This window comes from Mycobacterium sp. NPDC049093 (genome assembly GCF_040704635.1).
Taxonomy (GTDB): Bacteria; Actinomycetota; Actinomycetes; order Mycobacteriales; family Mycobacteriaceae; genus Mycobacterium.
In genome coordinates, this window is the sequence record NZ_JBEZJS010000004.1 from 654986 (window position 1) to 680282 (window position 25297).

The 25297-nt window shown below is 66.7% G+C and carries 27 protein-coding genes and 3 tRNA genes; 12 read left to right on the forward strand and 18 right to left on the reverse strand.

The window, feature by feature from the left end; translation table 11 throughout:
* Nucleotides 1-2: 2 nt before the first annotated feature.
* From AB0876_RS18830 to AB0876_RS18840, 3 genes are read right to left on the reverse strand one after another with little or no spacing between them, the layout of a single operon-like run.
* Nucleotides 3-620 (reverse strand): DUF7158 domain-containing protein, encoded by a 618-nt coding sequence (locus tag AB0876_RS18830; protein WP_491837808.1) that lies wholly within the window; start codon nucleotides 618-620, stop codon nucleotides 3-5.
* Entirely contained in the window at nucleotides 617-4750 is a 4134-nt protein-coding gene (locus tag AB0876_RS18835; RefSeq protein ID WP_526042597.1) for a glycoside hydrolase family 38 N-terminal domain-containing protein, read from the reverse strand. Before AB0876_RS18835 ends, AB0876_RS18830 begins: the two co-directional genes overlap by 4 nt.
* An 18-nt stretch (nucleotides 4751-4768) precedes the next feature.
* Complete coding sequence (locus tag AB0876_RS18840; RefSeq protein WP_526042598.1) at nucleotides 4769-5521, reverse strand: endonuclease/exonuclease/phosphatase family protein; 753 nt, start codon at nucleotides 5519-5521, stop codon at nucleotides 4769-4771.
* 64 nt (nucleotides 5522-5585) lie between these two features.
* On the opposite strand from AB0876_RS18840, the gene AB0876_RS18845 reads away from it, so the two are divergent.
* On the forward strand, nucleotides 5586-6134 hold the full coding sequence (locus tag AB0876_RS18845) for a nucleotidyltransferase family protein (RefSeq protein ID WP_491839266.1): 549 nt from the start codon (nucleotides 5586-5588) through the stop codon (nucleotides 6132-6134).
* Here the strand turns inward: AB0876_RS18845 and AB0876_RS18850 are convergent.
* Nucleotides 6127-7101, reverse strand: coding sequence for a helix-turn-helix transcriptional regulator (locus AB0876_RS18850; RefSeq protein WP_491837805.1), 975 nt, complete (start codon nucleotides 7099-7101; stop codon nucleotides 6127-6129). The genes AB0876_RS18845 and AB0876_RS18850 overlap by 8 nt on opposite strands.
* A gap of 61 nt (nucleotides 7102-7162) precedes the next feature.
* Between AB0876_RS18850 and AB0876_RS18855 the strand changes: the two genes are divergently transcribed.
* Both AB0876_RS18855 and AB0876_RS18860 read left to right on the forward strand, forming a co-directional pair.
* On the forward strand, nucleotides 7163-7687 hold the full coding sequence (locus AB0876_RS18855; RefSeq protein ID WP_526042599.1) for a DinB family protein: 525 nt from the start codon (nucleotides 7163-7165) through the stop codon (nucleotides 7685-7687).
* 3 nt (nucleotides 7688-7690) lie between these two features.
* Nucleotides 7691-8293 carry a DinB family protein gene (locus AB0876_RS18860; protein ID WP_491837803.1) on the forward strand — a complete coding sequence of 201 codons (603 nt, stop codon included), beginning with the start codon at nucleotides 7691-7693 and terminating at the stop codon, nucleotides 8291-8293.
* Nucleotides 8294-8316: 23 nt separating this feature from the next.
* Here the strand turns inward: AB0876_RS18860 and AB0876_RS18865 are convergent, their stop codons facing one another.
* A complete protein-coding gene (locus tag AB0876_RS18865) occupies nucleotides 8317-8937 on the reverse strand; it encodes a TetR/AcrR family transcriptional regulator (RefSeq protein ID WP_526042600.1) in 621 nt (206 codons plus the stop codon).
* 77 nt (nucleotides 8938-9014) lie between these two features.
* On the opposite strand from AB0876_RS18865, the gene AB0876_RS18870 reads away from it, so the two are divergent.
* From AB0876_RS18870 to AB0876_RS18900, 7 genes are all read left to right on the forward strand, one after another.
* Nucleotides 9015-10010 carry an oxygenase MpaB family protein gene (locus tag AB0876_RS18870; RefSeq protein WP_526042601.1) on the forward strand — a complete coding sequence of 332 codons (996 nt, stop codon included), beginning with the start codon at nucleotides 9015-9017 and terminating at the stop codon, nucleotides 10008-10010.
* A 52-nt stretch (nucleotides 10011-10062) separates the two neighbouring features.
* Nucleotides 10063-11436, forward strand: coding sequence for an ABC1 kinase family protein (locus tag AB0876_RS18875; RefSeq protein ID WP_491837800.1), 1374 nt, complete (start codon nucleotides 10063-10065; stop codon nucleotides 11434-11436).
* Nucleotides 11437-11445: 9 nt separating this feature from the next.
* Nucleotides 11446-12363, forward strand: a complete 918-nt coding sequence (locus tag AB0876_RS18880; RefSeq protein WP_526042602.1) for an alpha/beta fold hydrolase — start codon at nucleotides 11446-11448, stop codon at nucleotides 12361-12363.
* Nucleotides 12364-12521: 158 nt separating this feature from the next.
* The gene (locus AB0876_RS18885) at nucleotides 12522-13400 is read left to right on the forward strand and encodes a cyclopropane mycolic acid synthase family methyltransferase (protein ID WP_491837799.1); all 879 of its coding nucleotides are present in this window, start codon (nucleotides 12522-12524) and stop codon (nucleotides 13398-13400) included.
* 184 nt (nucleotides 13401-13584) lie between these two features.
* The gene (locus AB0876_RS18890; protein ID WP_491837798.1) at nucleotides 13585-14445 is read left to right on the forward strand and encodes a cyclopropane mycolic acid synthase family methyltransferase; all 861 of its coding nucleotides are present in this window, start codon (nucleotides 13585-13587) and stop codon (nucleotides 14443-14445) included.
* 105 nt (nucleotides 14446-14550) lie between these two features.
* A complete protein-coding gene (locus tag AB0876_RS18895; RefSeq protein ID WP_491837797.1) occupies nucleotides 14551-15246 on the forward strand; it encodes a YciI family protein in 696 nt (231 codons plus the stop codon).
* Nucleotides 15247-15252: 6 nt separating this feature from the next.
* On the forward strand, nucleotides 15253-16500 hold the full coding sequence (locus AB0876_RS18900) for an RNA polymerase sigma factor (protein WP_526042603.1): 1248 nt from the start codon (nucleotides 15253-15255) through the stop codon (nucleotides 16498-16500).
* Between the two features lie 117 nt (nucleotides 16501-16617).
* Here AB0876_RS18900 and rplA read toward each other — a convergent pair whose 3' ends face one another.
* The 13 genes from rplA to AB0876_RS18965 form a co-directional block, all read right to left on the reverse strand.
* Nucleotides 16618-17325 carry a 50S ribosomal protein L1 gene (gene rplA / locus AB0876_RS18905; RefSeq protein ID WP_491837795.1) on the reverse strand — a complete coding sequence of 236 codons (708 nt, stop codon included), beginning with the start codon at nucleotides 17323-17325 and terminating at the stop codon, nucleotides 16618-16620.
* A 69-nt stretch (nucleotides 17326-17394) separates the two neighbouring features.
* Nucleotides 17395-17823, reverse strand: a complete 429-nt coding sequence (rplK, locus tag AB0876_RS18910; RefSeq protein ID WP_003881829.1) for a 50S ribosomal protein L11 — start codon at nucleotides 17821-17823, stop codon at nucleotides 17395-17397.
* A 69-nt stretch (nucleotides 17824-17892) separates the two neighbouring features.
* Complete coding sequence (nusG, locus tag AB0876_RS18915) at nucleotides 17893-18714, reverse strand: transcription termination/antitermination protein NusG (RefSeq protein WP_491837794.1); 822 nt, start codon at nucleotides 18712-18714, stop codon at nucleotides 17893-17895.
* Between the two features lie 27 nt (nucleotides 18715-18741).
* Nucleotides 18742-19209: a preprotein translocase subunit SecE gene (gene secE, locus AB0876_RS18920; RefSeq protein ID WP_526042604.1), complete on the reverse strand. Its 468-nt coding sequence runs from the start codon at nucleotides 19207-19209 to the stop codon at nucleotides 18742-18744.
* 70 nt (nucleotides 19210-19279) lie between these two features.
* Nucleotides 19280-19352 (reverse strand) — tRNA-Trp (locus tag AB0876_RS18925).
* A 162-nt stretch (nucleotides 19353-19514) separates the two neighbouring features.
* Complete coding sequence (gene hadC, locus AB0876_RS18930) at nucleotides 19515-20024, reverse strand: (3R)-hydroxyacyl-ACP dehydratase subunit HadC (RefSeq protein WP_064886347.1); 510 nt, start codon at nucleotides 20022-20024, stop codon at nucleotides 19515-19517.
* A gap of 13 nt (nucleotides 20025-20037) precedes the next feature.
* On the reverse strand, nucleotides 20038-20466 hold the full coding sequence (hadB, locus tag AB0876_RS18935) for a (3R)-hydroxyacyl-ACP dehydratase subunit HadB (RefSeq protein WP_055110091.1): 429 nt from the start codon (nucleotides 20464-20466) through the stop codon (nucleotides 20038-20040).
* A complete protein-coding gene (hadA, locus tag AB0876_RS18940; protein ID WP_491837792.1) occupies nucleotides 20466-20930 on the reverse strand; it encodes a (3R)-hydroxyacyl-ACP dehydratase subunit HadA in 465 nt (154 codons plus the stop codon). Before hadA ends, hadB begins: the two co-directional genes overlap by 1 nt.
* A 9-nt stretch (nucleotides 20931-20939) precedes the next feature.
* The gene (rpmG, locus tag AB0876_RS18945; RefSeq protein ID WP_003881823.1) at nucleotides 20940-21107 is read right to left on the reverse strand and encodes a 50S ribosomal protein L33; all 168 of its coding nucleotides are present in this window, start codon (nucleotides 21105-21107) and stop codon (nucleotides 20940-20942) included.
* A 46-nt stretch (nucleotides 21108-21153) separates the two neighbouring features.
* A tRNA-Met gene (locus tag AB0876_RS18950) sits at nucleotides 21154-21227 on the reverse strand.
* A 69-nt stretch (nucleotides 21228-21296) separates the two neighbouring features.
* Nucleotides 21297-21369 (reverse strand) — tRNA-Thr (locus AB0876_RS18955).
* A gap of 110 nt (nucleotides 21370-21479) precedes the next feature.
* Nucleotides 21480-22715 (reverse strand): globin domain-containing protein, encoded by a 1236-nt coding sequence (locus AB0876_RS18960; RefSeq protein WP_526042605.1) that lies wholly within the window; start codon nucleotides 22713-22715, stop codon nucleotides 21480-21482.
* Nucleotides 22712-23164 carry an RrF2 family transcriptional regulator gene (locus AB0876_RS18965; protein ID WP_526042606.1) on the reverse strand — a complete coding sequence of 151 codons (453 nt, stop codon included), beginning with the start codon at nucleotides 23162-23164 and terminating at the stop codon, nucleotides 22712-22714. Before AB0876_RS18965 ends, AB0876_RS18960 begins: the two co-directional genes overlap by 4 nt.
* Nucleotides 23165-23288: 124 nt before the next feature.
* Between AB0876_RS18965 and AB0876_RS18970 the strand changes: the two genes are divergently transcribed.
* Both AB0876_RS18970 and AB0876_RS18975 read left to right on the forward strand, forming a co-directional pair.
* A complete protein-coding gene (locus tag AB0876_RS18970) occupies nucleotides 23289-24014 on the forward strand; it encodes an MBL fold metallo-hydrolase (protein WP_491837789.1) in 726 nt (241 codons plus the stop codon).
* 240 nt (nucleotides 24015-24254) lie between these two features.
* Nucleotides 24255-25244: a phospholipase effector Tle1 domain-containing protein gene (locus tag AB0876_RS18975; protein WP_491839264.1), complete on the forward strand. Its 990-nt coding sequence runs from the start codon at nucleotides 24255-24257 to the stop codon at nucleotides 25242-25244.
* The last annotated feature ends 53 nt before the right edge of the window (nucleotides 25245-25297 follow it).

Genomic DNA, 25297 nt, shown 5'->3' on the forward strand with positions numbered 1-25297 from the left:
CCTCAGTGCTTGTGCGTGTTGTCCGGTTGACGAGGGTCGCCGGGATGCTCGTAGCCGGGCGCCAGTTCCACGAGGGTCGCGCAGCGTGTGTCGAGCCACTGCCGGAACGCCTGCCTGCGCGCGGCCGCCCGCAGGTGAGCGGCGATCCGGTAGCGCGCCTGATCCAGCGACGGCACGACCGGCCGCCCGCGCCAGCCGCGCGAACCCGCCTGCGCCGACGCGAATCGCAGCGGATTACGCGCGTGGTAGGCAGCCACCTCGGCATCCGAAACATCGACCGCTGCAGTCACATCCGCGAACACCGCTCGGGCTCGTGGGGATCCGAGAGTGGCGGCGGCGACGCTGCCGATCTCCAACCGGGCCGCGGTGTCGGGCAGCAGCTCGTCCTGGCCGGGCGCGCCGAGACCGGACAGTCCGCGCGCGCAGGCCTCGGCATCGACCACCCGCTCGGCAACCACCAGCTGGGTGAGCCAGCGGCGTAACTGCCGGCCCTCGCTTGTCCCTGGGCGTGGCAGCGCCGACGCGCGGTTTCCCGCCCGCAACGCCGCCTCCCGATCGTCGATCTCCTTGACCGACACCGGGTTTCCGGCGACCCGCGCCGCACATTCCGCCGGGTTCACCGGACCGTCACCTTCACCGCCGGCGAGTAGACCAACCGCCCGGCGCAGCCCACCCGGATCAACGCCCACCACTCCCCCGGTTCGACCCACGACGGCGGCATGACATCGAAGACCACCTCGGCCGTGCCCGCCGCGGGCACCTCGACACCGGCCGCGGCCGGTCCCATCCACTCCCAGGTCCCCCACGGGCTGATCAGGTGGGCCTCGGCGTTCAGCCCCGTGACCGCGTCGGTGCCGATCGTCATCGACAGTCGCGCGGTCTCACCGGCCTGGACGTCGACGGCTTGCGGCTCGGAGACCAGTTTGAGCACGTGCGCACCGGGTTCGCCGATCGTGACGACGCAGACGTCCTCGACCACCTGCCGCCATGACGGCGGCAGCGCATCCGATCCGCTGCCGGTCACCGCGAGTTCGGCGCGCACGGGGTACAGCCCGGGTTCGGCCCCGGACGGGATGCTCAGCACCACATCGGTTTCCAGATGCTCTCCGGGCGGCAGGACGTAGGGCAGCTCGGCGGGCTGCACGTCCCATCCCGGCGGGCCATACAGTCTGACCCGGCCGTGCAGAGCGGCGTCGGTGCAGTCGCTGGCCGCGGTCAGCCGCACGACCACCTCGGTATCGGGTTGCGCGGCAACGCTCTCCGGATGCAGGTACGCGACGGCAGGCAGGCCGCCGAGCGGCGCCGGGCCGCGATTGTGCAGCCAGTACCTGGCGTACAGCGGTTGGGCTGCCTCGGCTTCCGGCGCCAGCCGCTCGTGCTCGCCGCGCAACACCTTCGGCAGGTTGAACCGGGTGGACACCGTGGCGATCTGGTAGCCGTGCAGGCTCAGATGCGAGGGCTGTTGCGGCTCCGGTTCCTCCAGCAGGTTCAGGTTCGCGGCGGCCGAGACAGCACGCAGCCCGGACCGGATGGTGACCTCGGCAGCGCTGCCGGTGATCTCCACCAGGCGCGCGGTGACCCCGTCGGCCGGGTCGGTGTTGCGGACGCTGCCCGACGCGAGCGGATTGCCGGTGGCCTTGAGCGCACCCAGTTGCACGGTGCCCGCCGGCTCGATCTCCAGCAGCGATCCCCACGCCGGCAGTCCGCCGCCGGCGTCCGAATCCACCACCACCGGCTGCAGCGGCCGGTTGAACTCCGCGGCGCTGGGGGCGACCCCCGCGGCGCGCCAGTCTCCGGCGCCGGTGACCAGCGCGTAGTCGAATGTGTGGGTCCAGTGCTGCAATTGGAAATTGGATCCGTCCGGTGCGGTACGGCGCGGCGGGTCGATCCAGGTGCCCGACGGCCAGCCGGTGCAGGACCGCATCAGCGACGTGTGCAGCGTGCCGTCCGGTTCGATGGCGAAGCTCGGCACGCCACGGTTCAGCAGTGCGACGGTGCGGGCCTCGAACGGCTCGGCCGCCGCGGCTGCCTGCTGGGTGACGACGATCTCGGCGTCACCCAGGTCCTCGACCACCGCGTCGAGGTCACCGGCCAGGATCAGCACCGGCAGGCTTCGCACTCCGCGCAGATCGGCACCGGGCACCCACTGTTCGGGCAGGGGCGCGACAGCAGGCACCCAGACACGGGCCGATCCGGTGGCGTCTATCTGGCGCTTGAACTCGTCGGAGTAGGCGATCTCGGCTTCGGCGAGAACGGCTGCGGTGAACGGGTTTTCATCGGGCCCACCGAGTGTGAACCGGGTGTCGGGCAGATTAGAGTCCACCGTCAGATCGCCGTAGCGGGGTTTGTCCGCGGCGCTACAGGTGGCCGTCACCCCGGCCCGCACCAGCGCCACCATCAGATCCCGCGCGTCGGTGCCGTCATCGGGGGCGACCACCTCGGCCACTGAAACCGCCCGGACGTCCGAGCCGATCCGCACCCGCGCGGCAGACGACAGCCCGAACCAGCCGTAGGCCGGGTTGTCCAGCGTCCACGGATGTTGCGCCGCGTCCACCGCGTGGTGGGCCGAATGTTCGTGCAGCAACCCGAATCCGCGGCCGATCACGGCGTCGCCGACCTCGCTCACCGGTAGCGCTCCGGGCACCGGGCAGGGCCAGCGCAGCCGCACCAGGCGGTCCGTCCCGACGAACTCGTCGATGACAGTGCGGCAATCGACCCGGTCCACACCGGACCACAGCGTGATGATCTGGGTGTAGCGCAACAACTCTCCGACGCGGCCCCGCACGATCACCCGCTGACCGAGCGCGCTCCGGTAGCACTGCACGTCCTCGGCCGGCGCCGCCGAGGAGCACACCACGGGCCCGGTGGGCAGCAGGTGCCAGGGCCCTTCCCCCGCCTCGGGGTGGGCCGAATACTCTTCGTAGACCGCCAGTTCATTGCCGACCCCACCGTCGGCGATGAGCTCACGCCCACCGTCGAGGAGCGAATACACCCCACCGCCGCGAGCCGCGTCGACGCGTAACCGGTAGCGGTCGTTGGCGATGGAATCGCCCGCGACCGGTTCCCAGCCGTGTGCCGTCCCGGCGGTGAACCGGTAGGACCGCCAGCCCAACGACGGCACGTCGCGGGCCAACCAGCTCACTGTTGCTCCGTCGTGTTCGACCAGAACGGGAACCTCGTTGCCGTCGCAATCGAGCACCCGGCCCGGGAACGGTTCGTCCAGGTGCACGGTGACGATGTCGGTCCGGTTGTGCGCCACGGCGTTCCACACCACCACTGAACCGTCGACAGCCTGCGACAACAGGCGCAGAGCATTGTCGCGGGCGGTGACCCCCAGCTCCCAGGCGTCGCGCCAGCTGGTCAGCAGGTCGAGATAGACCTGGTCGGACTCCGAACCGGTGATGGCGTCGTGATGTGCGCCGTAGGCCAGCTGCACCCAGGCCTTGGCCATGGCGGCCTGCGGGTAGTCCGCACCACCGAGCAGTCCGGCGAACACGGCGAACCGCTCGGCGTCGAGCACCGCGTCCTCGGCGGCCCGGTTGGCCTGCTTGGTGTCGATGTAGGAGACGTCTTTGCCGGTGTAGATCGGGTTCATGTCGCGGGTCTGCGGGGACGGGGTGATGCCGCGCTCGTCGACCTCGGCACGCACCGCGGTGAAGAATTCGGACGGCAGGGCGCACACGAACTTCGGCCAGGCGTACCGCGCGTTCCAGTCGCGGTGGATCTGCGTGACCCATTTGTTGGGCGGGGTGTAATCGGTGCCCACGGGCAGGAGCACGTTGCGGGTCAACGCAACTCGTTTGAGTTTGGTGAACAGCGCGTAAGTGGATTCTTCCGCCTCGGCCAGTGAGGCCGAGGAGTCCATCCACCATCCGGCCGAATAGTGCGCGGGCATGTAGTGGGTGAGCAGGCCGCGGCCCGACGGTGCGATCCACTCGAACTCGCTCGCGAACTGCATGCGCTCGGGGTCGCCGTCGTTCTGCATCGGCCCCCACTGGTGGTGCGGTCCGCGGGCCCAGGAGCTGGAGGTCAGGCCGACGTCGGCCGCCATCCCGGGAAACTGCGGATCGTGGCCGAACACGTCGAGCTGCCATGCCGTGGCCGGCTTCGCGCCCAGCACGTCACGTTGGAAACCCATGCCCGACACGAAGTTCCGGATCGCGGTCTCCGGGCTGGTGAGATTGGTGTTGGGCTCGTTGTACGTGCCGCCCATGATCTCGACGCGACCCTCGGCGATGAAGCGGCGCAGATCGTCGCGGTCTTCGGGCCGGGCATCCCAGTAGGGCTTGAGATAGTCCACCTCGGCCAGGACGAACTTGTACTCCGGAACCCGACGCGCCATTTCCAGGTGTGCGTGCACCAGATCAAATCCGTTGGTCTGCCGGCACTGGCCGGGCGGATCCTCGGTCCACACGCTGGTGTAGGCGGCCTGGGTGTTCCACCAGACGGGGTCGTAGTGGAAGTGGCTGATCATGTACATGGTCCAGCCGGGTTCGGCGACGGTGAAGTCGAAGTCGATCGAGCCCGCCCGGGCGCGCCGGACCTCGCCGGGCACGCCCTGCTCGACGTCCACCGGGACCTCGACGATGCCGTCCCCGGCCGCCGCGATCGCCTCGCCGCTCAGCCCGTCCCCGCTGACCCGCACCGGCGTCGGCGACGTGCAGGCCTCGTATCGCACCCGAACCAGCTGCCGAGCGGCATCCTCCGGCCCGACAAACAGCTCCGTCGTCTCCACTGACAGGACGCGCATCTGAAAAACCCTACGACTTCAACGCTCCGAAATGTCGACGACCAACGCCCGATGATCCGAAATCGGTAGGTGCGGGGCCACGCAGGCCGTGGCGAACAGTGTCGGGTCGTCGGTGAGGATGTGGTCGAGCTGCGTCGTCGGCGTGTCGGCGGGAAACGTCGGCGCCGTCCCGAGTCGGCGCCAGCGCGCCGGTGCGCCCGAGTTCAGGTCGCCCATCAGGAGCCTCGGTGCCGGGAAGCCGCTCAGATCCCGCATCAGATGCTGCAGTTGCACCCGGTTCCATCCCGGCACGAACGACAGATGGGTGTTGGCCACCGTGAGCGCACCGAGTGGGGTGTCGATGCGCGCGACCATCGCGGCCCGGGGTTCTTCGTGGACGATCCGGAACCGGCGGATGCCCGAGACGTACATCGGGAACCGGACCGGTATCCGCGGAAGCCGCAGCACCTGCCAGTTCTCGACCGGGTACCGGGTGAGCAGGGCGATGCCGTAGGCGGCGGTGCCAGGTTGTTCGCGGCCGGTCGCAGCCATCCAGGTGGCGCCCGGGGTCCCGGAGATCGCAGCGACGAAGCGATGGTGCACGGCGTTCATCGCCCGGGCGGCCACGGCGGTCAGATCGGCCTTGCCCGAGCGCGGCTGATCCAGGTCGACTTCCTGCAGCGCGAGGATGTCGGCGTCGAGCTCGGCCACCGCGGCGGCAAGTCTGCCGAGGTCGACGTCGCCATCGTGGACACTGCGTCCGTGCAGGATGTTGAAAGTGGCCAGCCGCATGGGTACTCAGTACCCACTCTGCATCCGCTCCACCATGGCGATGCCCGACCGACCGGGATGGCACATGCTCGACCGCAACGACGACCTGCGTGACGCGCTGAAGCGCGCCGCTGCGGCGTTCAAGGCCCACGGGCCGCACTTCGCGCTCGGCGGCAGCTATGCCCTGTGGGTGTACGGCGCGCCCGAGCCGGTTCACGACGTCGATTTCGTGGTGGCCGAGACCGACGCCGAAGCGGCCGAGGTGGCGTTGCGCAAAGCCGGGTTCCAGATCGTGCATGTGCCCGAGGACTGGTTGTTCAAGGCCTATCCCGACGACGACGTGCTGGTCGACGTGCTCTACCAGCTCAACGGGGTGTCGGTCGATGCGGCGACGCTGGCATCCGCCGAGGTGTTGGACGTGCTCGCGGTCCGGATGCCGGTGTTGCCGCCGACGCTGGTGGTGTCGGAGAAGCTGCGGTCACTCAACGAACACCATTGCGACTTCGCCCCGTTGCTGCCGGCCGCCCGTGCGGTGCGCGAGCAGGTCGACTGGGATGCGGTGCGCGCCTCGACCGCAGACAACGACTTCGCCGCCGCGTTCCTGATGCTGCTCGACCGCCTCGGGATCACCTGACCTTGCCGCGCGCAGCCAGACGTAGGCGGTCGGCCACGGTGTGCACGGCGGCGGCCACCTCGGGCGGCTCGAGCACCTCGAAGTCGTGGCCCACGGTGGCGAAATACAGCACCATGCGCTCGGGGTCGTCGGCGCCGGTCGTGACGATGCAGGCTTCGGGTCCGTCCGCCTCGACGGTGGCCGATGCCGGTGGAAACTTCTGCGCCACAACCTCTTGCGGGGCGTGATAGCGCACCCGCGCCCGGTAGCGGTAGGGCGAGGAGCTGATCGACCGGCGCACATAGTCAGCCGCGTTCGGGGCCTCGCGCGGGGTGAAGGTGGTCCCCGTCGCGGCCACCGTGGACATCCGGTCCAACCGCAGGCTGCGCCAGTCCTCACGGTCACGGTCGTAGGCCATCACGTACCAGCGTCGGCCGGTGGTCACCAGCTGGTAGGGCTCGAGCCGCCGCTGGGTGTGGTTGCCGCGGATGTCCGTGTAGTCGGTACTGACGTGTTCGCGGTCGCGGCAGGCGCGGGCCAGGGTCATCAACACCTCGGGTTCGACCGGGGAGTCCGACGAGTTGGGGGAAAGGGTGACGGTGGCGTCGTGCACCGCCGAGACCTGTGACCGCAACCGTGCGGGCATGACCTGGTCGAGTTTGGACAGTGCGCGCAGGGCGGATTCGCCGACGCCGGCGACGCTTCCGCCGGCAGCCAGTCGCAGGCAGACGGCCATCGCGACGGCTTCGTCGGGGTCGAGCAACAGCGGGGGCAGTGCCGCACCTGCACCCAGTTGGTAGCCGCCGCCCTGCCCCTTGCTGGCGTGGACCGGGTAGCCGAGGTCGCGCAGCCGCTCGATGTCACGACGGACGCTGCGGGTGGTGACACCGAGCCGTTCGGCCAACTCTTCACCCGTCCACGCCCGGCGCGCCTGCAACAGGCCGAGGAGTTGCAACACGCGGCCGGTGGTTTCGCTGCTCACCGCCATGTCAGAAGTCTGCCGCATTTTTAGGACCGAAACTGTCCTATATGGGTGAAACAGTGTTCCCATGTGGACAAACCTTCTGGCCGATCAACTGGACTTCCACTGGAGAAATCAACTGAGGCCGCGATTGGACGGTCTGACGGACGACGAGTACTTCTGGCAGCCGGTGAAAGACTGCTGGACCCTCCATCCCGACGGGGCCATCGACTTCAGTTATCCACCGCCACAACCCGAACCGTTCACCACGATCGCCTGGCGACTGGCACACGTGATCGTCGGCGTGTTCGCGATGCGCAACCACTCGCACTTCGGCGGGCCGCCGGCCGACTACGAGTCGTGGCCGTACGCCACCGATGCGGCCACGGCCCTGCGCCAACTCGACGACACGTACCGAAATTGGATCGACGGGGTCAGGTCGCTGAGCGAAGATGACCTCTCTCGGCCGGTCGGCCCGGCCGAAGGACCGTGGGCCGACGAGTCGATGGCCGTGCTGATACTGCACATCAATCGGGAAGCGATCCACCACGGCGCCGAAATCGCCTGCATCCGAGATCTTTACGCCCACTCAACCGACAACAAGGAGAACTGAACCATGCCAGGAATGCCGCCTCCCGCCGCCGACGAACGCCGGAACCTCGTCGAGTTTCTCGCCTTTCAGCAGAACGCCTTCTTCGCCGTGGCGCACGGCCTGACCGACGAGCAGGCGCGGTCCACGCCGTCGGTGAGCGCACTGTCGGTCGGCGGTCTGATCAAGCACGTCACCGCCGTACAGAAGAGTTGGGCCGACCGCGTCGAGCACGGACCGCAGTTCCCGCCGGCCGACCCCCGTCCGTTCGAGGAACAGGCTGCCGACTACGCCGATATGCACGTGATGCGCGAGGACGAAACCCTGGCCGGCCTACTCGACGCCTTCAAGGCCCAGAACGCCGAGACGCTGCGGGTGTTCACCGAGCGGGACCTCGATACCGCGGTTCCGGTGCCCCACGATGTGCCGTGGTTCCCGCAGGATGTCGACAACTGGTCGGCGCGGTGGGTGGCCATGCATCTGATCGAGGAACTCAGCCGCCACGCCGGACATGCCGACATCATCCGCGAATCGATCGATCGCGCAACGATGTACGAGTTGCTCGCGGCCGAAGAAGAGTGGCCCGAGACCGAGTGGATCAAGCGCTGGCGGCCGGTCGCTCAAGCCTGACGGCGCTGGGTTACCGGCCTCGCCTAATTGGCAGCACCGCTGCCGAGTACCAGCCGGAGCGCGTAATCCACCACGACGTCGAGGTCGTCGCCCAGGTTTCCGCTCAGCCACTGCTGGGCGAGCTCGGCCATCGCACCGGTGTACATGGCCGCGCCGATCTGGGCGGCCACCGGATCGGAACCCGGGTGCAGCCGGCCGCCCTCGGACAGCACGGCCTCGCGTAACAGGTCCTGGGTCGCCGTGCGCCGGGCGGCCAGTACCGGGTTGGCCCTGGCGTCGGTGAACAGGATCCGTCCCCGCCGCGGGTCGGCCGAACTGAAGCCCAGCACCGCGGCGATCCCGGCGCGGGTCCGGGCCCGCAACGAGTCGCCGGCCCCGGTCGTCGCCGCTTCGACGTCGACGGCCAGGGCCGCGCTGACCTCGTCGTAGACGGCACCGAGCAGGTCGTCGGTGTCGGCGAAGCTCTCGTAGAAGTAGCGGGTGTTGAGGCCGCATTCCCGGCAGACCGAGCGCACGGAGACCGCGGCCTCCCCACCATCTCCGAACAGCCGGAACGCCGCGTCCACCAGCAGGGCGCGGCGTTCGGCCCGGCGGTCCGTCAGCGGCACGCCGGCCCACCGGGTCGGGTTGGGCGCTCCGGTCATTCCTTCAGATTAGATCTGGTCACACCCGTACCCAAAATGTATTCTGGCTACAGACGTAACCAGAAAGGGGTCCCGCGGTGGACATGCCACACCAAATCCTCGAGCAGATGCTGCAGCGGAAGTTCGACACGGACATTCGTCAGCACTACTTCCGTGGCATGGAGTTCGCCGGGCCGGCCGGCGATCCGGGATGGTTCGGCCCGGGCAGCGCCGTCTGGCACGTGCACTCCCACACCGAGGCACTCATCTTCGGTCTGCAGTGCGCGGCGTACATGGAACGCCTTGATCCCTCGATCTACTGGATGGGTATGCACCATTCGCGTCTGGTCAAGCGCGACGAGGACGGGACCGCCATGCCGGTGATCGATCCGCAGGGCGCGGCGGTGCGCCTGGGGCACTCGATCGCGTTCTTCATCGGCACCGCCTACGGCAACACCGAGACCGCCGAACGAGTGGCCAAGACCGTGCGCGCCATGCACCACACCATCAAGGGGACCCGCCCCGACGGTGCGGTCTACGACGCCGACGATCCCGACTGGCTGCGCTGGAACTACGCGACCGTGGTGTGGGGGCTGGCCACCGCGCACGAGATCTACCATCCGAACCCGTTGCGCGGTAAGAAACTCGACCGCTACTACGGCGAGTTCATCCGCGTCGGGCACGCCCTGGGCGGCACCGACCTACCCGAGACCAAGGCCGAGACACTGGAGTGCCTGCACTCCTATCTGCCCAGGCTGGCGCTCACCCACGGGGCGGCCATGGCCACCGGCCCCAATCTGCCGATGCCGCAGAGCGCGGTGGACTGGGCGATCCGCGACACCATGCCGAAGTGGGCCAAGCAGCTGATCGGCCACACCGATCCGAACCCGATCGAGCGGGCCGCCCGCCGCGCCATGGTGTGGTCCATCATCAACGGACTGCACACCGCGGCCGGCAACACCTTGGAGTTCCGGGCAGCGCAGAAGCGCGTCGCGCACGGCACCGTCACCCCGCACACCGAGCCCACCTACGTGCCCGGAAGCGACCCGGTTCTGAGCCGTGACGAGGTCGAGGAAAGTTTCGCGTCAGTGTGACTCACGGCACAGATGTTTTTGGCCGCACCGTGGCCTTTGAGACACTGCAGCTATGAGCACTACGCCGCCGAAAACCAAGCACCGCGAGGTCGCCAGGTTGAGCCGGGTGCCGCTGCCCGTGGAAGCCGCCCGTATCGGCGCCACCGGTTGGCAGATCACCCGCACCGGGGTCCGCGTCGCCGCCAACATGTTCGGCAGCGGTTCCCTGCAGCAGAAGGTCATCAAGCAGGTGCCGCAGACGTTCTCCGATCTGGGTCCCACCTACGTGAAGTTCGGCCAGATCATCGCGTCGAGCCCGGGCGCCTTCGGTGAGCCGCTGAGCCGCGAATTCCGGAGCCTGCTCGACCGGGTGCCACCGGCCGATACCGATGAGGTGCACAAACTGTTCGTCGAGGAACTCGGCGACGAGCCCACGAAACTGTTCAAGAGTTTCGACGAGACGCCGTTCGCCTCGGCCTCGATCGCCCAGGTGCACTACGCCACGCTGCACAGCGGCGAGGAGGTGGTGGTCAAGATCCAGCGCCCGGGGATCCGTCGTCGCGTCGCCGCCGATCTGCAGATCCTCAAGCGCGGTGCGCAGCTGGTGGAGCTCGCCAAGCTGGGCCGGCGGCTGTCGGCCCAGGATGTAGTCGCCGACTTCGCCGACAATCTGGCCGAGGAGCTCGACTTCCGGCTGGAAGCCCAGTCGATGGACGCCTGGGTCTCGCACATGCATGCCTCCCCGCTGGGCGAGAACATCCGGGTACCGCAGGTCTACTGGGATCTGACCAGTCAGCGGGTGCTGACCATGGAGCGGGTGACCGGGGTACGTATCGACGATGTCGCCGCGATCCGCAAGAAGGGGTTCGACGGCACCGAGCTGGTCAAGGCCCTGCTGTTCAGTGTGTTCGAGGGCGGTCTCAAGCACGGCCTGTTCCACGGGGACCTGCACGCGGGCAACCTCTATGTCGACGACGACGGCAAGATCGCGTTCTTCGACTTCGGCATCATGGGCCGCATCGACCCGCGCACCCGCTGGTTGTTGCGCGAGCTCGTGTACGCCCTCCTGGTCAAGAAGGACCATGCCGCAGCGGGCAAGATCGTCGTGCTGATGGGGGCCGTGGGCACGGTGAAGCCCGAGGCGCAGGCCGCCAAGGACCTGGAGAAGTTCGCCACCCCGCTGACCATGAAATCGCTCGGCGACATGTCCTACGCCGAGATCGGCAAGCAACTCTCGGCGCTGGCCGATGCCTACGACGTCAAGCTGCCCCGCGAACTGGTGTTGATCGGCAAGCAGTTCCTCTACGTCGAGCGGTACATGAAGCTGCTGGCGCCGAAGTGGCAGATGATGAACGATCCCCAGCTCACCGGGTACTTCGCCAACTTCATGGTGGATATCAGCCGCGAACATAAGCAGGGCGAAGACGGCGACGGGATCGAGGCCTGAATGGCCGGCATGAAGGTGCGATCCGGGTTCGCGAAGTCGTCGGCGGAATCCGGCGATGTCGACCTGTTCTACGAGGACATGGGCGATCCGAACGATCCGGCCGTGTTGCTGATCATGGGCCTCGGTGCGCAGATGTTGTTGTGGCGCACCGGTTTCTGCGAAAAGCTGGTGAATCAGGGGTTGCGGGTCATCCGCTATGACAACCGCGACGTGGGTCTGTCCACCAAGTTGTCGGGCAAGCGGGTCGATTCCCCGCTGCCGCTGCGGATGGCCCGGTCGTTTCTGGGGCTTCGGAGCCCGTCGGTCTACACGCTCGAAGATGTGGCCGATGACGCTGCCGCCCTGCTCGATCACCTCAACATCGACAACGCCCACATCGTCGGCGGTTCGATGGGCGGGATGATCGCCCAGGTGTTCGCCTCCCGCTACGCGCAGCGCACCAAGTCGCTGGCGGTGATCTTCTCCAGCAACAACCAGCCGCTGTTGCCGCCGCCGGGCATCAAGCAGTTGCTGTCGGTGATCACCGGCCCGCCTGCCGATTCATCGCGAGATGCCATCATCGACAACGCCGTTCGGATCAGCCGGATCAACGGCAGCCCCGGCTACCCGACTCCCGAGGCGGAGATTCGGGCCCAGGCCGCCGAACTGTACGACCGCGCCTACTACCCGGCCGGGATCGCCCGGCATTTCGACGCCATTCTCGGCAGCGGCAGCCTGCGCCACCACGACAAGCGGATCAGTGTGCCCACTGTGGTGATCCATGGTCGCTCCGATCGGCTGATGCGCCCGTTCGGGGGCCGCGCGGTGGCTCGCGCCATCAGTGGCGCCCGCCTGGTGCTGATCGACGGAATGGGCCACGAACTGCCCGAACCGGTGTGGGACGAGATCGTCGGCGAGCTCAAGACGAACTTCGCGAGTTCCGCCTGATACCTGCGTCTGCAACGTTAATTCGTTTGCCGGTGCGGGAAAGCTCGGTAGCTGGCCGTGCCCGCTCTACTGTTTTTACAGCAGTCTGGGGGGGCGGCTAGGTCAAGACGTGGCTTAGTGCGGCTCTCGCCAGTCCGTCTTCTTTCGTTAGGCGCCGCATGGCACACCAGCCGGCACATCTCAAACCCCACTTCGACGACGTACAAGCTCACTACGACCTGTCCGACGATTTCTTCGCCCTGTTCCTGGATCCGACCCGGACGTACAGCTGCGCGTACTTCGAACGCGACGACATGACGCTCGAAGAAGCCCAGCGCGCCAAGATCGACCTGGCGCTGGGCAAGCTCGGACTACAACCGGGTATGACTCTGCTCGACGTCGGATGTGGCTGGGGCGCAACGATGATGCGCGCAATCGAACGCTACGACGTCAACGTCGTGGGCCTGACCTTGAGCCGCAACCAGGCCGCTCACGTTCAGAAGCTGTTCGACGGCTCCGACTCCCCGCGTTCCAAACGGGTACTACTGGCCGGATGGGAGGAGTTCGACGAGCCGGTGGACCGGATCGTGTCGATCGGAGCGTTCGAGCATTTCGGCCCGGACCGCTACGCGGACTTCTTTCGCTTCACCCATCACGTCCTGCCGGACGACGGGGTGATGCTGCTGCACACCATCACCGGGATGCACCCCCGAGACGCCCACGATCGTGGCATCCCGCTCACCTTCGAGCTGGCCAAGTTCATCAAGTTCATTCTCACCGAGATCTTCCCGGGCGGGCGACTGCCCACGGTCGAGATGGTCGAGGAGCATGCGCAGCGGGGATCGTTCACCCTGACGCGTCGGCAATCGTTGCAGGAGCACTACGCGCGAACCCTCGACCTGTGGGCAGCCAATCTTGAGACCCACCACGAAGAGGCCGTCCGGACCCAGTCGCAGGAGGTCTACGACCGCTACATGCGCTACCTCACGGGCTGCGCGAACCTCTTCCGCGTCGGCTACACCGACGTCAACCAGTTCACCCTGCATGTCGCCGGCTGATTTCCTTCGCCAACGAAGCACCACCGATGCATTACCGCAGGCACCACCGGAAAAATGACGGTGCAGTCCGAAAATTTTATTTGCCAAGGCAATTCACTGACGGCGGCGACAACAGGGCGTTGGGGCGCGCCTGCGGTACTCTGAGATTCGCGGGGAGAACTCTACAGCTTGGAGCATATCGAATATGTCCAAATTGACACCGAAATATGAAGAACTGCAGTCGATCTACGACATTTCCAACGAATTCTACGAACTCTTTCTAGGCCCGACCATGGGCTATACGTGCGGTTATTTCGAGCGTGAGGACATGACCGGCGACGAAGCCCAGATCGCCAAGTTCGATCTGGCACTGGGCAAACTGGGTCTGGAACCAGGGATGACGCTGCTCGACGTCGGCTGCGGCTGGGGCGGAGGCATGGCGCGCGCGATCGAGAAGTACGACGTCAACGTCATCGGCCTGACGTTGAGTGGTGAGCAACGCGAATACGCCATCGAGAAGCTCGCCAAGATTCCCACCGAGCGCAACGTCGAGGTTCGGCTTCAAGGCTGGGAAGAGTTCAACGACAAAGTCGATCGCATCGTATCGATCGGCGCCTTCGAACATTTCGGATTCGAGCGGTATCCGGCATTTTTCGAGACGGCCTATAACGCGCTGCCCGACGACGGCATCATGTTGCTGCACAACATCACCGGATTCGACCTTCGGCAGGGCCAGAAACTCGGGTTGCACATGACGTTCGAAGACGCCCGGTTCGCGCGGTTCATCATGACCGAGATCTTCCCCGGCGGCCGGTTGCCCTCGGTGTCGATGGAGGAGGAGAAGGCGAAGGAAGCCGGCTTCACCGTGGCCAGGATTCACGAGATCGGCCCGCACTACGTCCGGACTCTCAAGATCTGGGCCGACGCGCTCGAGGCCCACAAGGACGAGGCCATCGCGATCCAGGGCCAAGAGGTTTACGACCGCTACGACAAGTACCTCAACGGCTGCCAGAAATACTTCGCCTCCGGCCACATCAGCGTGCATCAGTTCACCCTGCAGAAGTAGTCGCCGAAATATCTTCGGTGGGCTGTCGGATCCAAGCAGCCTCGTTCGTCGGATAGGTAGAGAGTGGAACAGAGGGTTCTCACTCGCTGATGCCGGGAGATGACGATGCATTACTTCGCTTTACTGATCAGCCAGGACGTCGAACTCGCCCCCGAGGAGCGGGCCGAGGGCATGGCAGCCTTCCAGGCTTTCCACGCCAAGGCCGGGTCGGCGATCCGGGCGGGCGACGCGCTGGAGCGGGCGGCGACCGCCACCCGCATCACCGGTGGGCCGGACCACCCGACGGTCACCGACGGCCCGTACGCCGAGGGCGCCGAGGTGGCGTGCGGCTACTACGTGTTGGAGGCCGACAATCTCGACGAGGCCCTGGCGCTGGCCCGAGACATCCCGGTCGCGCAGTTCGGTGCGGTCGAGGTGTGGCCGATGGTCCACTGGCAGGCACCCGAGCAGCCATTGGGCAACGATTGGCTGGCACTGCTGCTGGAGCGTCCGGAGGACGTCAACACGCCGGGCACCGACGAGTGGAACCGGCAGGCCGGCCGGCATGTCGAACTCGCCACCACCATCGGCGACAAGACGCTTGCCGGTGCGCCGCTGCATCCGCCGTCCACCGCGACGACCGTGCGCGTGCGTGACGGCGAGGTGACGCTCACCGACGGTCCTTACGCGGAGGGCGCCGAGGTGGCCAACGGCTTCTATGTGCTGCGAGCGTCCGATCGTGATGAGGCGGTCAAGCTGGCGTCGATGATCCCGGCGTCGGCCATCGAGGTCCGCCAGTTGTCGGCCGTCTCGGGCCTGTAGTTCTCGGTGACCCAGCTGGACGGCGTCTTTCGGCGCGAGTGGGGCCCGGTGGTGGCCACCATCGCGCGTTGGTCGGGTGACCTCACCGTTGCCGAGGACGCCGTCCAGGAGGCCTGCGCACAGGCCTTGCAGACATGGGCCGCCGACGGTGTGCCCGCCAATCCCGGTGCATGGTTGACGACGGTGGCGCGCAATCGGGCCCTGGACCGTCTGCGACGTGAATCCGCCCGTGCCGGAAAGGAACTCGCAGCGGTGTATGAGCACGTGAGCGCGGCCGACGGCGGCGGTGCCGAGCTGCAGCCGGTGCGCGACGACGAGCTGCGGATGATGTTCACCTGCGCCCACCCGGCGCTGGACCGGAGCTCGCAGCTGGCCCTGACCCTGCGGCTGATCTCCGGTCTCACCGTCACCGAGATCGCCCGGGCCCTGTTGCAGTCCGAGGCCGCCGTGGGGCAACGAATCACCCGGGCCAAGAACAAGATTCGTCAGGCCAACATCCCGTTGCGGGTGCCGCCGCCGGAGCTTCTGGGCGAGCGGACGCCCCACGTCCTCGGCTGCATCTATTCGGTGTTCACCGAGGGCTACTGGTCGACCGGCGGCCCCTCGGCCATCCGTGACGAGCTCTGCGATGAGGGAGTCCGGCTCGCGGGCGAACTGTGCTCGTTGATGCCGGGCAATCGCGATGCCCACGCGCTCGCCGCGCTTGTGCTACTGCATGATTCACGCCGACGCACCCGGGTGGGCGAAGACGGCGCACTGATACCGCTGGACGAGCAGGACCGCAGCCACTGGGATCGCGGCCGCATCGCAAGGGGCCTGGAGCAGCTGCGATTGGCCGACGGCGCGGCCGGTACATATCTTCCGCAGGCGGTGATCGCGGCGCTGCATGCCACGGCGCCCACGTGGCAGCTCACCGACTGGGGCACCATCTGCCTGGCCTACGACCAGTTGGCGGCGATGACGGACTCGCCTGTCGTACGTGCCAATCGTGCACTGGCCGTTGGCTTTCGCGACGGGTTCGAAGCCGGACTGGCCGCCCTCGACGAGGTTGCCGACGATCCACGGCTGGCCCGGACGAATGCCGTGGCGCCGATCCGGGCGGATCTGCTGCGCCGCGCCGGCCGCCTCGGTGAGGCCCAGCGCTGGTACCGCGTCGCACTTGACGGCGAAGGCGCGGCGTCCGAGCCGGCGCGGGCGTTCCTGCGTCGCCGCCTCGCCGAATGCACCCCAGAAACGCCGAATGGCCAGTTATGACACGCGATTCAGAGAATCTTGTGCCGTAACTGGCCACTCGGGCTTAAGGACTACGCCTCAGAGCCCATGGTCGGCTCCGCGAGCTACGCCTCGGTGCCGATGGTCGGCTCCGCTGCGCTACGCCTCGGTGAAGTTCCGGGTCACCGACGGGTCAACCGGGATACCCGGGCCCGTGGTGGTGGAGACGGTCACCTTCTTGAGGTAACGACCCTTCGAGGAGGACGGCTTGGCCCGCAGCACCTCGTCGAGGGCGGCGCCGTAGTTCTCGGCCAGCTTGGCGTCGTCGAAGGACGCCTTGCCGATCACGAAGTGCAAGTTGGCCTGCTTGTCGACGCGGAAGTTGATCTTGCCGCCCTTGATGTCGGCCACAGCCTTGGTGACATCGGGGGTGACGGTGCCGGTCTTGGGGTTCGGCATCAGACCGCGCGGGCCCAGCACGCGGGCGATCTTTCCGACCTTGGCCATCTGATCCGGGGTGGCGATCGCGGCGTCGAAGTCCAGGAACCCGCCCTGGATCTTCTCGATCAGGTCGTCGCTGCCGACGACGTCGGCGCCGGCGGCCAGCGCCTGCTCTGCCTTCTCACCGACGGCGAACACGGCGACGCGGGCGGTCTTACCGGTGCCGTGCGGCAGGTTGACGGTGCCGCGGACCATCTGGTCAGCCTTGCGGGGGTCGACGCCGAGGCGGATGGCGACCTCGACGGTGGCGTCCTGCTTCTTGGAGGAGGTCTCCTTGGCCAGCTTCGCGGCCTCAAGCGGGGTGTAGAGCTTGTCCCGGTCGACCTTCTCCGCGGCTTCGCGATATGCCTTGCTGTTCTTGCTCATTGAATCTCCAATTCAGAGTCTGTGGTTGGCGGGCCGAAGCGGGCCCTCCCACAATTGCCTGGTGCCGAACTATTCGACCGTGATGCCCATCGAGCGGGCGGTGCCGGCGATGATCTTCGACGCAGCGTCGATGTCGTTGGCGTTGAGATCGGCCTTCTTGGTCTCGGCGATCTCGCGCACCTGATCCCAGGTCACCTTGGCGACCTTGGTCTTGTGCGGCTCGCCCGAACCCTTCTGCACACCGGCTGCCTTGAGCAGCAGCTTGGCGGCGGGCGGGGTCTTCAGTGCGAACGTGAAGCTGCGGTCCTCGTAGACGGTGATCTCCACGGGGATGACGTTTCCGCGCTGCGACTCGGTCGCGGCGTTGTACGCCTTGCAGAACTCCATGATGTTGACGCCGTGCTGGCCAAGTGCAGGACCGACCGGCGGGGCGGGGTTGGCCTGCCCGGCCTGGATCTGCAGCTTGATGAGCCCGGCGACCTTCTTCTTCGGGGCCATGCTTCTGGTGTTCCTTTACTTGCTCATCCAAGGGCGTGAAACGCCCGTTGTTTCTAGCCGCTGTGGCGACTAAATCTTGGAGACCTGGTTGAAGGTCAGTTCGACCGGGGTTTCGCGGCCGAAGATGGAGACCAGCACCTTGAGCTTCTGCTGCTCGGCGTTGACCTCGCTGATGGAGGCGGGCAGCGTCGCGAACGGGCCGTCCATGACGGTCACGGACTCGCCGACCTCGAAATCGACCAGGATCTCGGGCCGTTCCAGGGTGGCCTCGGTGCTGGCACCGGCGGTCGCCGCGGCGCTGGACTTGGCGGGCTTCTTGGCCGCGCCCTGCGGCAGCAGGAACTTCACCACGTCGTTCAGCGACAGCGGCGACGGGCGCGACGTGGCGCCGACGAAGCCGGTGACGCCGGGGGTGTTGCGCACCGCGCCCCACGACTCGTCGTTGAGCTCCATGCGGACCAGGATGTAGCCCGGCAGCACCTTGCGGTTGACCTGCTTGCGCTGGCCGTTCTTGATCTCGGTGACCTCTTCGGTGGGCACCTCGACCTGGAAGATGTAGTCGCCGACGTCCAGGTTCTGCACGCGGGTCTCGAGGTTGGCTTTCACCTTGTTCTCGTAACCGGCGTAGGAGTGGATGACGTACCAGTCACCGGGCTTGAGGCGCAGCTCCTTCTTGAGCGCGACTGCCGGGTCCTCGTCTTCGTCGACCGCAGGCGCCTCTTCGGCGGCTTCGTCGGCCGGAGCCTCTTCGGCCTCGTCGACCGCTTCGGTCTCGTCGGCCGAGTCGGCCGCTACAACCTCTTGGCCCTCAGCCGATTCATCGGTTTGCGACTCGACGCCGTCGACGTCAACGGTCTCGGCAACGGTCTCGTCGCCGTCGAACGTGGTCACGTTGTCAGTCCTCTCTCAAATTCCAGATCAGGTGCCGAACACCAGCGACACGAGGCGCGCCAGGCCCAGGTCGGCGCCGGAGATCAGCGCCACCATGAACACCAGGAACACCAGCACCACTGTGGTGTAGCTGACCATCTGCTTGCGGTTCGGCCAGATCACCTTGCGGAGCTCGGCAACGACCTGCTTCAGGTAGTTGACGACGAACATGATCGGGTTGCGCGACGGCCCGGTCTTCTTGGCCTTCGCGTTCTTCTTGGCCTTCTTCGACTTGTCGGAGTCGGCCTTGGCATCATCGCTCGACGCGTCGCCCTCGGCGGCCTCGTCACCGTCGGCCTCACCAGCCGCACCACGACGGCTCCGCTTGCCGGTCGGGCGCAGCGGCCGGGTCACCACCGCGGTCTGACCGTGGGAGGTGTCCGTTGCCCCGGTGTCGGTGCTGGCGTCGGTTCCAGTGTCGTCTGCGGAGCCGGCACCTTCGCGCTCGTCGCTCACCGCATGCCTTTCATCCTGGTTTGTATGTCCACCTTCCAGTGTCCACACGTTGTCGAGTATTCAGTTTGAGCAGGGGCGACAGGACTTGAACCTGCAACCTGCGGTTTTGGAGACCGCTGCTCTGCCAGTTGAGCTACGCCCCTCTGTTGGTGACTTTCTGGCGCTTTTGTCACCGTACTGCGCCGAGGCTTACACAATTCGCGCGCGGCCCGTTCGATTGTCAAGCCGACGGACAGCGCGCTGAAATGGGAAAAACCCCGAGTGCCGAGTGTACCCCGGCGTACGTGCCATCTACTAATCGCTCGCTACTCGCCAGCGGCCTTCCGCATGACCTTGCCGGTCTCCGGATCCCACTTGACCTGGATCGAATCGTCGGCGTCGTGACCCATCATCGTGGTGATGGCTTCGAGGACCACCTCACCGTTGTCGTCGGTGCACACGTTGTGCGTGACGACGATGTCCGCGCCGAAGCGCTCCTCGACCGAGGCGACCTCCATGACGGCGTGCAGCTGATCGCCGGCCTTGAGCGGCTTGCGGTACAGGAATTTCTGGTCCACCTGGACGATCTGCTTGGTTTCCATGCCGATGTCGACGTTCTGGAAGAAGTGTTCCTGCACCAGCAGCGCCAGGGTGGAGGCGAAGGTCAGCGGCGCGACGAGGGTGTCGTGGCCGAGTTCGGCGGCGGCAGCCTCATCGTGGCTGGCCGGGTCCATGGCCTTGACGGCCTTGGCGTACTGGCGGATCTGCTCGCGGCCGATCAGGAAGGGATACGGATACTTCCAGACCATTCCCCGGATGTCAGCCTTGAGTGCCATGGCCCAGAACTCCTTACGCCAGTTTTGCGGTCGCTGTGGCCCGCCCGAAGATCTTCTTTCCGCCTGCGGTCGCCGAGATGGCGAGGGTGACCAGCTTCTGCTCGGGGTCGACGGACTTGACCCGTCCGTTGAAGACGATCTCGGCGCCCACACCGTCGTTGGGGACGGGCACCACCGCGGTGAAGCGGACGTTGTACTCGGTCACGGCAGCCGGGTCGCCGACCCATCCGGTGACGTAGCCGCCACCGAGGCCCATGGTCAGCATGCCGTGGGCGATCGCGGTGTCGAGGCCGACCTGCTTGGCGATCTCGTCGTCCCAGTGGATCGGGTTGAGGTCACCGGACACGCCGGCGTAGTTGACCAGGTCTCCACGGGTCAGCGGGATCACCCGCTCCGGAAGTGTGTCACCGACCTGAACTGAACTGAACTCGCGCAGCGCCATCAGTTAAAACCCTCTTCTCCGTCGCCCGCACGCCCGGCCAGGGTCGTGTAGGCCTCCTGGACCACGTCACCTTTGTCGTCGGTGATGATGTTCTTGGTCACGATGATGTCGGTGCCGTGCGCCTTGCGCACGGAATGCACGTACACGTCGCAGTACAGCTTGTCACCGGCCTTGACCGGCTTCAGGAACTTCAGCTCCTGATCGACCTGGACGATCTGAGCGTCCTGGATGCCGATGTCGGCCCACTCGAAGAATGCCCACTGCGCCTGGTAACCGAAGATGCAGATGAACGTCAGCGGCGCCGGCAGCGAGTCGTGGCCGAGCTCGGCCGCAGCAGCCTCGTCGTGGAAGAACGCATCGTCGTTCTTGACCGCGATCGCATGCTCGCGGATCTTCTCGCGCCCGACTTCGTAATGCTCAGGATGCCGGTAATGCATCCCGACGATGCTGGTCGAAAGAGCCACAGCGAATGGCTACCGCGACTCTTTGTGCGGCTGGTGGGTGCCGCAATTGGGGCAGAACTTCTTGATCTCGAGCCGGTCGGGATCGTTGCGGCGGTTCTTCTTGGTGATGTAGTTGCGGTGCTTGCACACCTCGCACGCCAAAGTGATCTTCGGCCGTACGTCGGTACTCGACGCCACGTCAGTTCTCCCTGCTCAAAATCACGCTCTGCTTTTGATGTTCCTGTAGCGGTGGGGAGGCTCGATCTCCCGACCTCACGATTATGAGTCGTGCGCTCTAACCAGCTGAGCTACACCGCCCCGGAGGGTCCCAGGTGGGGCTCCACGTCCGGATACTCCCGCGTCGCTTCGCTCGCCTGGCGTCCACCGAGCCCCCTAACGGAATCGAACCGTTGACCTTTTCCTTACCATGGAAACGCTCTGCCGACTGAGCTAAGGGGGCTTGTCCCGCAGCGTTGCGGCTGCGGGGCCTTAAAGAGGGTACAACCTCCCCGGCAGCCAAACCAAACCGCAGGTCAGCGCGGCCGCCGGGGAGCTGTTTTGCCTGGTCGGTTAATCCAGCAACCAATCGTTGGGTGCGAACAGCTCGCAGTGCACCCGCTCGTGGGCGATTCCCCGGTCACTCAGCTGGGTGCGGACCGCCTCGACGAATCCGGCCCCGCCACACAGGTAGTAGGCGGCGTCGGCGGGCAGGTCGATCCCGTCGAGCTTGAGCAGTCCGGCGTGCACGCCGGCCGCCCCTCCGGTGACACCGTCCTCGTACCAGAGGTCGAGGCCGGCGTTGGGCAGCGCGTCGATCAGTTCGTGCTGGCGTTCGCGCATCGGTTGGCCGCTGTCGCTGCGGTCGGCATGCAGGACCCGCACGTGGGTGTCGGGCGCCTCGGCGGCCAGGAACTCCAGGATGCCGACCATCGGGGTGATCCCGATGCCCGCCGACACCAGCACCAGCGGGCCGTCGGGCTTACCGCCGGTGTACAGGTCGCCGAAGGGCAGCGTGACGTCCAACAGGTCGCCGATGCACAGGTTGGCCCGGATCCAGGACGACACCTCTCCGGCGGGCTGGTCCGCGACGGCGTCGACGGGCTTGACCGCAAACGTCAGATCGGTGGACCCGGGCGCGCCGACGAGGCTGTACTGGCGTAGCTGGCGGGCGCCGTCGGGCAGCGTGACGCCGACCGAGACGTACTGTCCGGCAATGAAGTTGACGGGTTCTGCGGCGCGGACCGTGACCAGCACCGCACCGGACGGGTCGTCGACGCGGGAGACGACGCGCAACCGCCGGAAGACGTCACCGGGTTCCACGCCGGCACCGGCGTAGAGGTCACGCTCCAGGGCGATCAAGGTGTCGGCCATGATCCAGTAGACGCGGTCCCAGGCCTCGGCCACCTCGGGCGTCACGGTGTCGGCGCCCAGCACCTCGACGATCGCGGCGAACAGGTTGTCGTGCACGATCGGGTACTGGTCGGCGGTGATGCCCAGCGAGGCGTGCTTGTGACCGATCCGGGCCAGCAGCGCCGACGGGTGCGGCAGGTCGGGGTTCACCAGGTGGGTGGCGAACGTGGCGATGGACGCCGCCAGCGCGCGCTGCTGGGCACCTTGGGCCTGGTTGCCCCGGTTGAACAGGTTGCGCAGCAGCTCGGGGTGGTTGGCAAACAGCCGGCGGTAGAACTCCGAGGTGATCTCGTCGATGTGCGCGCCGATGAGAGGCAGTGTCGCGGAAACGATCTCGGCGTGCTTCGGCTCCAGTTCGTCGCGTACCGCAGACGGCTCGGGGCTGGTGACGGTCATCGGGGATTCCTTTCAGGGGTGGTGAGTTGCAGAACAATCGGTAGGCGGCTGTCAGCCGTCAGGTCTGTGACGGTGTATCGGTCGAGTTCGCGATAGAACGCCTCCTTTGCGTCGGCCAGCACCCGGCGTAGCCGGCAGGCTGCGATGAGCGGGCATGGGGAGTCCCCGCCGCATTCGATGACCTCGCGGTCGCCTTCGAGTTCGCGCACCAGCCAGCCGATCGAGGCCTTGCGCCCGGCCTCGGTGAGCACCAGTCCCCCGACCCGCCCGCGCCGCGCGTGCACCATCCCGAGCTCGGACAGCTTCGAGACGGCCTTGGCGACGTGATGCTCCGACGCGTTGGCGCCCGAGGCGATGGTGCGGGTGGTGATGCGCCGGTCCTCGGTCTCCCCCGAGGACAGCAGCATCAGCGTGCGCAGTCCTAGGTCGGTGAACCGGGTGAGGTGCATACCGATGACGCTAGTAATTCCGCATTTTTGATGCGAGTTTTATCGGTGTGGGTTCAAACACGTCATGACGTGCGGTTTTTGGACCTGCAGGGATGGCCGGACGGAGCCGCAATAGGCTTGGCGCATGTCCGAGCCCAACGCCCAAGACCGCTTGTACTTCCGGCAGTTGCTGTCGGGCCGCGACTACGCGGCCGGCGACCCGATCGCCCAGCAGATGCGCAACTTCTCCTACCTGATCGGGGACCGCGAGACGGGCGACGCGGTCGTGGTCGACCCGGCGTACGCGGCCAACGATCTCGTCGACGCGCTCGAGGCCGACGACATGCGCCTCTCCGGCGTGCTCGTCACCCATCACCACCCGGATCACGTCGGCGGCACGATGGCGGGCTTCACCCTCAAGGGCCTCGCCGAACTGCTGGAACGCCAGAGCGTGCCGGTCCACGTCAACTCCCATGAGGCCGACTGGGTCTCGAAGGTCACCGGGATCGCACCGAGCGAGCTGACCTCGCACGTCCACGGCGACAAGGTTTCGGTCGGCGCGGTGGAGATCGAGCTACTCCATACTCCCGGCCATACGCCGGGCAGCCAGTGCTTCCTGGTGGATGGCCGACTGGTCGCCGGGGACACGTTGTTCCTCGACGGATGCGGTCGCACCGACTTTCCCGGCGGCAATGTCGACGACATGTTCCGCAGCCTGCAGGCACTGGCCCAGCTGGCCGGAGACCCGACCGTGTTCCCGGGGCACTGGTACTCGGAAGAACCGAGCGCTCCGCTCGATGAGGTCAAACGCAGCAACTACGTGTATCGCGCGTCGAACCTCGACCAATGGCGCATGTTGATGGGCGGCTGATGAATCGTTTCAGAGGACCCAAATGCGGAATCCACTGAATTAACGAGCGTGAAACGGGGCAATCCCACCCCGTGACGGCCTGTCTGCCACGAATTTCGTTGCCGAAGCGGTTGCAAGGGGAACTACGTACCGTTTTGCGCGATTCGAGTAGTGCAATACTCAGGACATCAGGCCGCGGACCCGGCAAAGTACTAGCCAGCATCAGTTGAGCAGTAGTTGACAGTCCCGCCGGGGGTCGCCGTGAAGAACATCGTGCTGTGCTTCGACCACACAGATGAACAACCCGGACTCCGTGACGCGTCGAATACCGAGATGCTGTTTCGGTTGCTGGATGGCACTGATCAGTTGACCTGGTATCACAGCGGCACGGCCATGCGACACGGCAGACGGCTCGCGCCGGGCCGCCGTGGCGACCCGGCCAGCGAAGCCCGGGCGGCCATCGCCGAGGCCTACCACTTCCTCGGCGACGCGTGGGATCCCGGAGACCAGATCTTCGTGTTCGGCGGCGGCGAGGGCGGGCATCGCGCCGGTGAACTCGCCACCCTGCTCGGCACGGTCGGCTTGTTGCCGGCCCATTCCGACGACGTACTCGACTACGCGCTTGCCACCTACGTGCTGCCGCGCACGGCGCGCACACCCCAGGACTGGCGACAGATCAGGGTGTTGGCGGCGCAGTTGTTCGGCGACCGCGATCCGGCCGTGCCGGTGCGGTTCGTCGGGCTGTGGAACGCCACGGCCACGCCCGGAACCAAGCGCCACATGGGCCCGCTGCCCACGGTGGAGTCCGGCCGGCACGCGGTGGCGGTCGACGGCGGCCGACGGACGATGCGGTACTGCGAGAGCCTTGATGAAGTCTGGTTCCGGGGAACCCGCCACGATGTCGTCGGCGGCACCGGAGCGTGCTGGCCGCTGGCCGACATCGCCCTGGACTGGATGCTGGACGGAGCCATCGCCTCGGGGCTGCGGGTCCACGACCACAGCGCCTGCCCCACTGATCTCGATGCGCTGGCCGGGACCGCGCCGGCGATCGGTCGGTGCCGGGCGCCGCTGGACGCCAAGGTGCACGCGAGTGTCGAGGTGTACCTGCGCTCGCACCCGCACTATTGGCGGCGACTGCCCGCGCGCATCGAATGGACCGATATCGAGTGGCTGGCCCGTGGCGAGCGGTTGGTCCACACGCCCGTGACCGTGCCGGTGCAGCGCGACATCCTCGCCGCCGTCGCCTCCTGAGGACGCCGGTTTTGACCGAAGTTTGCTGAGCCGGACCGCTGCCCAGGGTGAAT